The sequence below is a fragment of the Gluconacetobacter tumulisoli genome (assembly GCF_014174155.1).
GTDB lineage: Bacteria > Pseudomonadota > Alphaproteobacteria > Acetobacterales > Acetobacteraceae > Gluconacetobacter > Gluconacetobacter tumulisoli.
Window position 1 is genome coordinate 149592 of sequence record NZ_JABEQM010000009.1, and the last position, 11809, is coordinate 161400.

The window sequence follows — 11809 nt, forward strand, 5'->3', positions numbered from 1 at the left end:
AGTTCCGGCCGGAAGCCTTGATGGGCGGCGCTGCGCCCTACCTCGGATGACCGCCATGATCGCCTCCGCCATGGCCTCCGGCACCGCCACCTTCGTGACCGCCACCCGGATGACCACCGCCACCGGGGCCACCCCCGCCATGACCGCCCCCACCGGGACCGCCTCCACCTGGACCACCGGGACGGCCGGGGCCGCCGCCAAGACCGCCGCCGGGGCGCCCCCCATGCGCGCCACCGGCGTTGAACCCGCCGCCGGGATGGCCGCCACCGCGATAGCCGCCGCCGCGATCGGGACCATGGAAGGGCGGCGGCCGGCCCGCCCCCCCGCCCTGTCCGCCCCAACCGCGACCACCGCCACCGCCCCAGCGATCACGGTCGGAAAACCACGAGCGGCCGCGATAATGCGCGCCCCAGTAACTGCCGAACACGAAGCCCGCCAGCGGCAGGCCCACCATGGGGCCATAGGTTTGCAGCGGCCCCGCCCCGCCATTGTAATTGTAAAGGACCTGGATGCGGTCGGACGGCGCCCACCCCCGATAGGGGCCATCGGCGATGTCGCACCAGCCCCAGCCGGGTTCGCACCCGAAAATATCGATCGGCGTGCCCGGCGGCAGCGATCCGACGACGGGATAGTTCGGCGAAGGCCCCGCGAAAACGTCGGTCCCGCCGACAACGACCCCGGGCGCGGCCAGGGCGGGGGACGCCACGCCGCCCAGCGCCAGTACCGTCAGGACGGCCTTCAAACGATGTTTCATCCGGGCCGCGGCTCCATGATGCGATGGTCGCTCAACGATCGCAGAGTGGGCAGGTTGCGCGCAAATGAAAAGCCCGCCGCGACGCGGATCGCAGGGGTTTCGCCCCTCCTTCCACCCACGCCGCCATCCCTCGCGCCACCATTGCCGCCCGGCGCGGTTTGCAAATCCCGAATCGCGATGGTTAAGTGACCGCGCCAGATGACGCGAATGTGACGGAACCCCCATGACGATCACCCCGTGCACCGCACCCCACGCGCATGCCGGGCGCGGCGGGACCGCACGCCGACGGCCGGGCGCCTTCCTGCTGCTGGCCCTGGCCGCGGCACCGGCCGTACCACCGGACGAGGGCACGGCGCGTGCCGCCACCACCCCGGCTGCCGCCCGCGCCGCACCCGCCGGCATCATGCCCGCCCCAGCCTCCCAGCCCGGGGATGTCCGCTTCGTCGATGACCTGGAACGACGGACCTTCGACTGGTTCTGGGATGCCGCGAACCCGAAAAACGGACTGATCCCCGACCATTATCCCTCGTCCGACCGCTTCGCCAGCATCGCCGCCGTGGGGTTCGGCCTGACCGCCTACGGCATCGGGGCGCAGCGCGGCTACGTCACGCGGGACCAGGCGGCGGCACGCACGCTGGCGACCCTGCGCTTCCTGTATCGCGCGCCGCAGAACGCGGCCGAGGACGGGGCCGCCGGCTATCACGGCTTCTACTACCATTTCCTCGACCCCGATCGCGGCACGCGCTTCGCCCGCTGGTCTGAACTGTCCAGCGTGGACACCACCCTGCTGCTGGGCGGCGTGCTGTTCGCGCAATCCTACTACGACCGCGACACTCCGGGCGAACGCGCGATCCGGCGACTGGCCGACGCGCTGTATCGCCGGGTGGACTGGCCGTGGATGCGCGCGCACGCGCCGTTGCTGGACATGGGCTGGACGCCCGCCGGCGGCTTCCTGCGCAACGACTGGGACGGCTACAGCGAGGGCATGCTGATCTACCTGCTGGCGCTGGCATCGCCGACCCATCCGGTGCCGGCCGACACCTGGCAGGCCTGGACCGCGACCTATGCGCGGCAATGGGGCACGTTCCAGGGCCAGACGCTGTTGAATTTCGCACCGCTGTTCGGCCATCAGTACAGCCATTCATGGGTCGATTTCCGCGGCATCCGCGACGGGTGGGGCCGCACGCACGACGTCGATTATTTCGAGAACAGCCGCCGTGCCACCTACGCCCAGCGCGCCTACGCCCAGGCCAACCCCGGCGGCTGGCGCGATTACGGCGCGAATGTCTGGGGACTGACCGCCTGCAACGGGCCGGGCATCGTCACCATGACCGTGGATGGCCGCGCGCGCAGCTTCCAGGCCTACAGCGCCCGTGGGGCCGGACGCGACTATATCTCCGACGACGGCACCATCGCGCCGACGGCGGCGGGCGGATCCATCGCCTTCGCCCCGGAAATCGTCCTGCCCGCGCTGCGGGAAATGCAGGACCGCTACGGGGCGCGCATCTACAACCGCTACGGCTTCGTCGACGCGTTCAACCCCAGCTTCCCGTCCGGCACGTCCTACTGGGCCGATACCGAACAGTTCGGCATCGACCAAGGGCCGATCCTGCTGATGATCGAAAACTGGCGCAGCGGCCTGGTCTGGTCCACGATGAAGAAGAACCCCTACATCCGCGCCGGCCTGGCCCGCGCCGGTTTCTCCGGCGGCTGGCTGACCGAGGAAACCCGCCAGGCCCAGGCCGATTCTTCCCCGGGCACCGGCCGCCACATGTAAGAATCCGGTCTGTAAAAACCTCTTCCGGAACGTCGTTTTTTTAGAAATCTGACGGCGGGAACTGTCCGGCCAGCCATTCCGCGAACAGATGGGCGGCGGCGCAGGGCGCCCGACGGTCGGGGATCAGGATATTGTAGCTGGCCTGCGGCTGCAGGACGAGGTCCGTTACACGGACCAGCAGGCCCGCGCGCAACTGCTCCTGCAGCAGCAGCCTCCACCCTAGCGCCACCCCCTGTCCGGCGATCGCGGCGGCGATGCCGTCGGTATAATGGTTGAATTGCAGGACGGCGCGCGGCGTCGCCGGGCCCAGCCCCACGGCATCGAACCAGTCGGGCCACTGGATCCAGCTCGGATCCGGCGCATCGCTGCCGATCAGCGGCAGATGCGGCAGCGCGTCGGCAGTGGCCGCCCCGCCGATCCCTGCCAGGAAGGCCGGCGAACAGACGGGGAAGACGCTGTCGCGCGCGCTGGCCAGGGTTCGGCCACCCGCCACGGGCGGCACCCCGAAGCGGATCATCACATCCAGATCGTCGCGCGCGTCGAACATCTCGTCCTGCGAGACGACGCGGATCTTGAGATCCGGATGGAGGGCTCGAAACTGCGGCAGGCGCGGCAGCAGCCAGAACTGGGTCTGCGCCAGGGTCGCGCCCACCGTCAGCGTATCGCTCTCGCGCGGGCGGCGAATGGATTCCACGACATCGCGGATCTGATGAAACGCCTCGCCGAGCGTGCCGCCCAGCATCATCCCGGCGGCGGTGGGGATAACGGCCCGATGCGCGCGCTGGAACAGCGGGACGCCGAAATCCTCCTCCAGCAGGCGCACCTGGCGGCTGACGGCGGCCTGGCTGACGCCCAGCTCACGCGCCGCGGCGGTGAAGCTGCGCAGGCGCATCGCCGCCTCGAACGTCACCAGCGCACTGATCGACGGCACGTTCTGCTTGAACGACATCGCCCCCTCCTCAACCCGACCGGACGGTACGGCGCCGGACGCGACGCGGCGCGGCGGGTGCGGAATCCGGGGGCTGAAACCGGTGCCGCGCATAAAATCGCGCCAGCTCCATCCCGGTCGGGGCGATCCCGCTGAACACGTCGACATAATCGGCGATGCGGCCCATCCGCTCGGCCTGGTCCTCGGTCGTCCTGGCCGAGATATAGCCGATCTGCGTCAGATAGATCGCACGCGCCCGTACGTCCGCGGTCCCCGGCGCAATGTCGAAACGCCGGAGCATGGCGGCGATCGCCGCCAGCCGCATATTGTCCGCCGCCCCGACGGCCGCCGCGACGTCGGCCGATTGCAGCGCCCAGCTCCGCACCGCGAATTCGAACTGGGAATCGAACAATGCCGGATCCAGCCAGCAATCGAACAGGTTCAGCACGGCCTCGGCCACCGTTTCGGCATAGGCCGTGGTCCGCGCGACGATGCCGCCGCTGTTGCGTATCCGCCAGCGTTCCAGCAACGCGTCCAGCATGTGCGCGCGATCGGTGAAGAACCAGTAGAAGCTGGTGCGCGACAGGTTCAACCGGCGCGCCAGCTGCTGAATGCGCACGGCGTCGACCCCGGATTCCAGGAGGCTGGCCTGGGCGGCGTCCAGCCAGACATCCTGCGATCCGCGCCATCCCGTACGAGAAACAGTCACCCGACACCACACCCGATCGATAAGTTCAAGTTAAGTTATACAACATCGTAAAATGTACACAACCGTCTTTCTAATTGACACATCTGTACATCGCCCCCTAGATGGCGCGGACCATTCCCCTTCCGGACTGATGCCGATGCAGCACGATCCGCTTCTGCGGCCTTTCGCACTCCGTCACCTGACGCTGCGGAACCGCATTATCACCACGTCGCACGAACCGGCCTATGCCGAGGACGGCATGCCCAAGGCGCGCTATCGCGCCTATCACGTCGAACGCGCGCGTGCCGGCGTGGCCCTGACCATGACCGCCGGATCGGCCTCGGTTTCCCGCGACAGCCCGCCGGCCTTCAACAACATCCTGCTGTACAAGGACGAGGTCGTGCCCTGGCTGCGCGACCTGGCCGAGTCCTGCCACGCGCACGGCGCGGCGGTGATGATCCAGATCACCCACCTGGGACGCCGCACCCGCTGGGACAAAGGGGACTGGCTGCCCTCGATTTCCGCCTCGACCCGCAAGGAAACCGCCCATCGGGCCTTCGCCAAGAAGGCGGAGGACTGGGACATCGCGCGCATAATCCGCGACTACGCCGATGCGGCGGAACGGGTGCGCGCCGCCGGGCTGGACGGGATCGAGGTCGAGGCCTACGGCCATCTCGTCGACCAGTTCTGGTCCCCGCTGACCAACGACCTGGATGCCCCCTGGGGCGGCAGTGCAGAAAACCGCCAGCAGTTCGCCTTTGCCGTGCTGCGGGCGATCCGCGACCGCGTGGGGCCGGACTTCATCGTCGGCATCCGCTTCACCGCCGACGAACGCCTGCCGGGCGGCCTGACGGCGGCGGACGGGCTGACCTTCGCGCAACGGCTGCGCGACCTTGGGCTGGTGGATTTCCTCAACGTCATTCGCGGCCATATCGACACCGATGCCGGCCTGACCGACGTCATCCCCATCCAGGGCATGCGCAACGCGCCGTTCCTGGATTTTGCCGGCCATATCCGGGCGGAAACCGGCCTGCCGACCCTCCACGCCGCCAAGATTCCGGACGTCGCGACCGCGCGTCACGCCATCGCGTCGGGCAAGCTGGACCTGGTCGGCATGACCCGCGCCCACATGGCCGACCCGCATATCGTCGCCCGGATCGTCGCGGGGCAGGAGGACGAGATCCGCCCCTGCGTGGGCGCCAATTACTGCCTGGACCGGATCTACCAGGGCGAGGCCGCTCACTGCATCCACAACCCCGCCACCGGCCGCGAACTGACCATGCCGCATGTGATCTCCCGCGCCGACCGACCCCGCCGGGTGACGATCGTGGGGGCCGGCCCCGCCGGGCTGGAGGCCGCCCGCGTCTGCGCCGAACGCGGGCATGCCGTCACGCTGTTCGAGGCCGCGCCCCAGGCGGGCGGGCAGATCCTGCTGACCGCGCGCAGCGAGCGACGGCGCGAGATGATCAGCATCGTCGACTGGCGGATGCGCCAGTGCGAACGGCACGGCGTGTCCTTCTGCTTTTCCTGCTGGGCGGATCGCGACGCCGTGCTGGACACCGCACCCGATGTCGTCATCGTCGCCACCGGCGGCTTTCCGGACACGAGCGGACTGCCCGCCGGGCAGGACCTGGTGTCCAGCGCCTGGGACATCCTGTCGGGCGACGTGGCCGCGGGCCGCAACGTGCTGCTGTACGACGATGCCGGCGACCATGCCGCCCTGCAGGCGGCCGAAGCCATCGCCGCCACGGGCGCGCACCTGACCATCGTCACCCCCGACCGCACATTCGCCCCCGAGGTCATGGGCATGAATCTGGTGCCCTACCTGCGCGCGCTGCAAGCGCGGGACGTCACCTTCACGGTGACATACCGGCTGCTGTCGGTCGCACGGGACGGCAACGGGCTGGTCGCGATGCTGGGCAGCGATTACGGCGGCGCACGGCGCGATCTCGCGGTCGACCAGGTGGTGGTCAATTACGGAACCATCCCGATGGACGATCTGTATTTCGAACTGCGCCCCCTGTCGCGCAATGGCGGCGAGGTCGATTACGATGCCCTGATCGCCGGCCGGCCGCAGACGATCTCCAGCAACGATGCCGCGTCCTTCAGCCTGTTTCGCATCGGCGACGCGGTGTCGTCGCGCAACGTCCACGCCGCGATCTATGACGCACTACGCCTGGCGAAGGATTTGTAGCTCCCCTGTCATGAAGGTCGCCCGGCGGCACACCACAGGGCGGGGCGGAGCAATCCGCCCCGCCCTTATTTCATGCCGCACGTTCTTTCGCATAACTTCAGATCATATCAATCTGGATTACGTGAATATTTTCAGTGAAAATAATATATTCTTCTTGACCCATTCGAATACGGCCGTTATTTGTTTCGACATGGCAAATATACCGAAAACATATTAACGGCCATCTTCTCTCTTCTTTCCAGATTATGCCCCGTTCCATGACCTGGCGGACGATGCGCGTCGCAGGCGCCGTTCCGCGTCCACCCTGGCTGGAATCAGGACAAGGCACTTCACTCTCGACATTTTTCGATACGAGGCCCCATGATGCGCTCGCTTACCCTGCTGGCCCTGGTTTCCAGCACCATCCTGGCTGGCGGCGTACCGGACCGCAGCGCGCTCGCGGCCACGCCGGCCGACGCGCCGGCCGGCAAGGCCGCCACCCGGCCGAAGCGCGCGGCCCTGCCCCCCGCCGGGGAAGACGTCACGGTGACACGCAGCATGTCGGTCTCGCACGGCACGGCCGACACTGTGACATCGCGCGTCATGCAGCAGTTCGCCCCGGGCACCAGCGCGCTGAAGGCGCTGGCCCGCCTGCCGGGCGTCACCTTCAATTCCGCCGATCCGCTGGGGCTGGATACGTGGTCGTCCAACCTCTACGTCCGCGGCTTCACGCAGGCGCAGCTGGGGGTGACGCTGGACGGCATTCCGCTGGGCTACCAGGGCTATCGCACCTATAACGGGCTGGGCATCAATGCCGCGATCATTCCCGACGCCATCAGCCGGATGACCGTCTCGCAGGGCGGCGGCGCGGTGGACATGCCCTCGACCACCAATCTGGGCGGCGCGCTGCAATTCTATTCCGCCGACCCGACCGACCGCACCGGGGGCACCGTGTCGCAGATGTTCGGCAGCAATTCGGCCTTCCGCACCTATGTGCGCCTGGACAGCGGCGCCCTGAATGCCAGCGGCACCAAGTTCTTCGTCGCCTATGCCCGCAACGATACCCAGAAATGGAAAGGCGCGGGCGAGATGTTCGAACAGCAGGCGAATGCCAAGCTGGTGCAGCCGATCGGCAACGACAGCAAGATGTCCGTGTTCTTCGACTGGTCGGATTCGGCGCAGATGGACTACCAGGACCTGTCGTTGAACTATCTGAATACGGTGGGTCAGCGCCTGGACTATTCCTATCCCGACTACCGGGCCGCCTACATGACGGCGCTGGGACATTACACCCCCGCGCAGCTGAAGACGAACGACCCGCTGGACACGTCCTATTATGACGGCGTGGCGCTGGAACGGAACTATCTGGGCGGAATGAATTTCGACCTGGCGCTGAACAGCCGGCTGCGCTGGAATTCCGTCATCTACGGCCAGGGCAACCAGCGTTACCAGACCTATACCGACCCCTACATGCCGTCGCCGAACGGGGCGCCCCTGTCCGAACTGGTATCGCAGCCCGCCGAACAGCGCTTCGGCTTCACGACCGCGCTGCAGTACACCATCGCACGCCATGTGATCGATGCCGGCGTCTGGTACGAAAACAACAGCTTCCGGATGAACGAGTTTCTGTACCAGGAACCGCTGCTGGGCCAGGGGCAGCCGATCGACGCCATGTCGGGCAATTTCGGCACGCCGTTCATGCAGCCCTGGGGCACCAGCTTCAGCACCAACACCTTCCAGTTCCATCTGCAGGACACCTATCACCTGCTGTCGAACCTGACGCTGCATGCCGGCTTCCGCTCCATGCTGGTCACGACCCGCGGCGGGGTGAACGAAAACGACGTCGCCTATAACGGCGTCGCGGACCTGCCGAACGGCAGCCTGACCTCGTCGGCCGCGTTCCTGCCGCATGTGAGCATCAACTGGGCCTTCCGTCCGCATCACGAGCTGTATTTCGATTTTTCGGAAAATATGCGGGCCTATGATTACGGCGGATACCAGCAGGGCTCGCCCTGGGGCGTGACCGACCAGGCGACGTTCGACCAGCTGCGCCACACCATCCGTCCGGAACGCAGCTTCGCCTATGTGCTGGGCTACCGCTACAACACGCGGCGCCTGATGGCCGGGCTGAACCTGTATCACGTCAGCTTCGAAAACCGCCTGCAGTCGCTGGTGGGCGGCACGCTGGTCCAGCCGGTCTCCACCATGGTCAATGTCGGCGGGGTGGAAATGAACGGCCTCGACGCCAGCCTGACCGTGTCGCCGTTCAAGGGGCTGTCGATCTATAACAGCGTCAGCTACAACCACTCGGTCTATTCGAACAATATTACCAGTGGCGGGGTCGTCTATGCCCTGTCCGGCAAATATGTCGTGAACTATCCGCAGTTCATGTACAAAACCAACGTGACATACGCCTGGCGCGGGTTCGAGGCCCATTTCGATGCCAATTACATGTCTCGGCGCTATCTCAGCTACATGAACGACACGTCGGTCAACGGCTTCTGGATGACCAATCTGGGCGCGCGCTACAATTTCGGCAAGGTGGGCTTCGTCCGCGACCTGACTGCCGATTTCACGATCTATAACCTGATCAACACGAAATACATCGCCCAGATGGGCGAGAACGGCAATCCGCTGACCGGCGACTACCAGTCGCTGATGGCCGGGGCGCCGCGCCAGTACTTCGGATCGCTGAAGGCCAATTTCTGACCCGTCGTTTCCGATGCGGCCGGCCGGTGCCACCAGCGTGAACCGGTCGCGCCTTTTCGTCCTTGACCGCGCCGCCGGCGCGACCGCCATGATCGCTTTCCTTCCGTCCCATCTCTGATCGGAGCCCGATATGCCGGACATACCCTCGATCGCCACGCTGCTGCGCGCCCGCACGCCCGGCCATTCGTTGCCCGGGGGCCTGTATACGCGCGACGACGTCTTTGCCGCCGATATCGACATCTTCTTCCACCGGCACTGGATCTTCGTCGGCCTGGAATGCGACGTGCCGGAACCGGGTGACGTGTGCGGGGTCGATATCGGTTCCACCGGCATCGTCCTGGTGCGGGACGAGGACGGATCGGTCCGGGCCTATTACAACGTCTGCCGCCACCGCGGCGCCCGCCTGGTGCCGTCCGGCCGCGGCATTGTCGGCAAGCTCGTCTGCCCCTACCACCAATGGACGTACGAACTGGATGGCACCCTGGTCCTCGCCCCGCACATGGGGCAGGATTTCGACCATGCCTGCCATGGGCTGCGCCCGGTTGCGCTCCGGTCGATCGGCGGCCTGCTCTACGCCTGCCTGTCCGACGACCCGCCGTCCGACATCGACGATCTGGCGGCGACGATGGAACCCCGGCTGGCGCCCTACGGGCTGCGGGACGCCAGGATCGCCTTCGAGGCCGACATCATCGAGAACGGCAACTGGAAGCTGGTGATCGAGAACAACCGCGAATGCTACCATTGCGGCTCCAACCACCCGGAATTATGCGCCTCCTTCATCGATCTGGATTTCGGCTTCGACCCGGCCACCCTGTCCGACGAGGACCGCGCCGCGGCCGCCGCGCACGATGCGCGCTACGCCGCCCGCGTGGCGGAATGGGAGAAGGCCGGCTATCCGTCGCACGCCGTGGAACATCTGGCCGGCCACGCCACGAATTTCCGCACGCAGCGGCTGATGATGTCAGGGGCCGGCGAATCCCAGACGCCCGACACCCGTGCGGCGTGCCGCCGGCTGATGGGCGACATGACGCGCAAGGACCTTGGCGACGTGCATCTGTGGGGCCATAATTGCTGGCACCATTTCATGGGCGACCATGCCTTGTCCTTCATGATGATTCCACTGGCCGCCGACCGGACGCTGGTCCGCACGAAATGGCTGGTCCACAAGGACGCGGTCGAAGGCGTCGATTACGACCTGGACACGCTGACCGCCGTGTGGACCGCAACCAACGCCCAGGATGCCGAACTGGTCGCCCTGGCGCACGCCGGCGCGGGCAACGCGGGCTACACGCCCGGCCCCTATTCCCGCTTTACCGAACGGCAACTGGACAATTTCATGACCTGGTATGCCGAGCGCATGGCGCTGCACGGCTATTGACGCGCCCCGAATCGTGCCACGCATCATGCCCGACGCCATGACGGACACCATGACGGGCCGGGCCACCTCCCCACGCGCCCTGTTCGGCCATCCGCCCGGGCTGATGCTGCTGTTCCTGGTCGAGATGTGGGAGCGGTTTTCCTTCTACGGCATGCGCACGCTGCTGATCGTCTATCTGACGGCGGTCGTGCTGCCCGACGCGGGGCACGTGGCCGGATACGCCACCCTGTGCGCCTTGCTGCATCTGGATCCCGCGACGGCGGGACCGGTCCGTATTTCCTCCGAGCTGTACGGCCTCTATTCCGGATGCGTCTATCTGACGCCGCTGCTTGGCGGGCTGCTGGCAGACCGGCTGTTCGGCAAGCGGGCCACGATCATCGCCGGTGGCGCCCTGATCGTGGCGGGACATCTGCTGCTGACGACGCGGCACTGGTTCCTGGCCGCGCTGCTGCTGGTCGTGATCGGCACCGGCGGGGTCAAGGGCAATATCGCGGCCCAGGTCGCCGATCTGTACGAACCCGGCGATCCCAGGCGGGAACGCGGATTTTCGATCTTCTATGTCGGCATCAATGTCGGTGCCACGGCCGCGCCCATCGTCTGTTCGGCCCTGGCCGGGACGCTGGGATGGAACGCGGCGTTCATGGCCACCTCGATCGGCATGATCGCGGGGCTGGCGCTGTATGCGTTCGGCGCCGCGCACCTGCCGGACCGCCAGGCCCCGGATCCCGCGGCCGCCGCCCCCGCGCGCACGGGCGGCGGGTCGTTCGCCATCCTGGCCGTGCTGACCCTGGCCGCGACCTTTCTGTGGATCAGTTACGAACAGCAGGCCAACGCCCTGGTCCGCTGGATGGCGGCCAGCCCGTCCGACATGGGCCTGGCATGGCTGCAGGCGATCCCGCCCGCGATGGTGCTGTGCGGCACCCCGCTGCTGACCCGGCACTGGTCGGCCCGGGCCCGCGCGGGACGCGAACCGGGACCCGGCAGCAAGATGCTGATCGGGGCCGCGATCGTCCTGGTCATGCAGCTTCTGCTGGCCGTCCTGTCCCTGGCGGGGGGCGGCAAGGCCCCGCCGGGTTGGGTCGTCGCGCTGTATTTCGCCGGCTGGGAAATCGGCGACCTGTATTTCAGCCCGGCCGCCATGGGGGTGTTCTCGCGCCTGGCGCGGCCGGGATTCGAGGCCGTGACGATGGCGGTATGGTACCTGACCGTCTTCGCCGGCAATATCGCCAGCGGCTGGATCGGCGGCATGTGGGGCAGTGTCGGGATATCGGCCTACTGGTTCATCGTCGCGGCGCTGACCGCCGTCGGCGTGGCCGGCATGGCGGTCTGCCGCCCGCTGATCGCCCGCGCGCCGCACGCCGTGCCGCAAGACGCCTGATCGCCATCCCTTCGTTCACAGGAG

At 67.1% G+C, this 11809-nt stretch carries 8 protein-coding genes; 5 read left to right on the plus strand and 3 right to left on the minus strand.

Translation table 11 applies throughout. The features are described from left to right. Positions 1-37: 37 nt before the first annotated feature. Complete coding sequence (locus tag HLH28_RS18275) at positions 38-754, minus strand: SH3 domain-containing protein (protein ID WP_182959529.1); 717 nt, start codon at positions 752-754, stop codon at positions 38-40. Between the two features lie 223 nt (positions 755-977). Between HLH28_RS18275 and HLH28_RS12315 the strand changes: the two genes are divergently transcribed. Then, the gene (locus HLH28_RS12315; RefSeq protein WP_182959531.1) at positions 978-2531 is read left to right on the plus strand and encodes a glucoamylase family protein; all 1554 of its coding nucleotides are present in this window, start codon (positions 978-980) and stop codon (positions 2529-2531) included. A gap of 40 nt (positions 2532-2571) precedes the next feature. Here HLH28_RS12315 and HLH28_RS12320 read toward each other — a convergent pair whose 3' ends face one another. Then, positions 2572-3480 (minus strand): LysR substrate-binding domain-containing protein, encoded by a 909-nt coding sequence (locus tag HLH28_RS12320; protein WP_182959533.1) that lies wholly within the window; start codon positions 3478-3480, stop codon positions 2572-2574. Positions 3481-3490: 10 nt separating this feature from the next. After that, positions 3491-4168: a TetR family transcriptional regulator gene (locus tag HLH28_RS12325; RefSeq protein WP_182959535.1), complete on the minus strand. Its 678-nt coding sequence runs from the start codon at positions 4166-4168 to the stop codon at positions 3491-3493. A gap of 136 nt (positions 4169-4304) precedes the next feature. On the opposite strand from HLH28_RS12325, the gene HLH28_RS12330 reads away from it, so the two are divergent. The 4 genes from HLH28_RS12330 (at position 4305) to HLH28_RS12345 (ending at position 11785) form a co-directional block, all read left to right on the plus strand. After that, complete coding sequence (locus tag HLH28_RS12330) at positions 4305-6341, plus strand: oxidoreductase (RefSeq protein ID WP_182959537.1); 2037 nt, start codon at positions 4305-4307, stop codon at positions 6339-6341. A gap of 360 nt (positions 6342-6701) precedes the next feature. Then, a complete protein-coding gene (locus tag HLH28_RS12335) occupies positions 6702-9029 on the plus strand; it encodes a TonB-dependent receptor (protein WP_246396081.1) in 2328 nt (775 codons plus the stop codon). 130 nt (positions 9030-9159) lie between these two features. After that, complete coding sequence (locus HLH28_RS12340) at positions 9160-10407, plus strand: aromatic ring-hydroxylating oxygenase subunit alpha (RefSeq protein ID WP_182959539.1); 1248 nt, start codon at positions 9160-9162, stop codon at positions 10405-10407. Positions 10408-10432: 25 nt separating this feature from the next. Next, positions 10433-11785, plus strand: a complete 1353-nt coding sequence (locus HLH28_RS12345; RefSeq protein ID WP_220790070.1) for a peptide MFS transporter — start codon at positions 10433-10435, stop codon at positions 11783-11785. Positions 11786-11809: the final 24 nt, after the last annotated feature.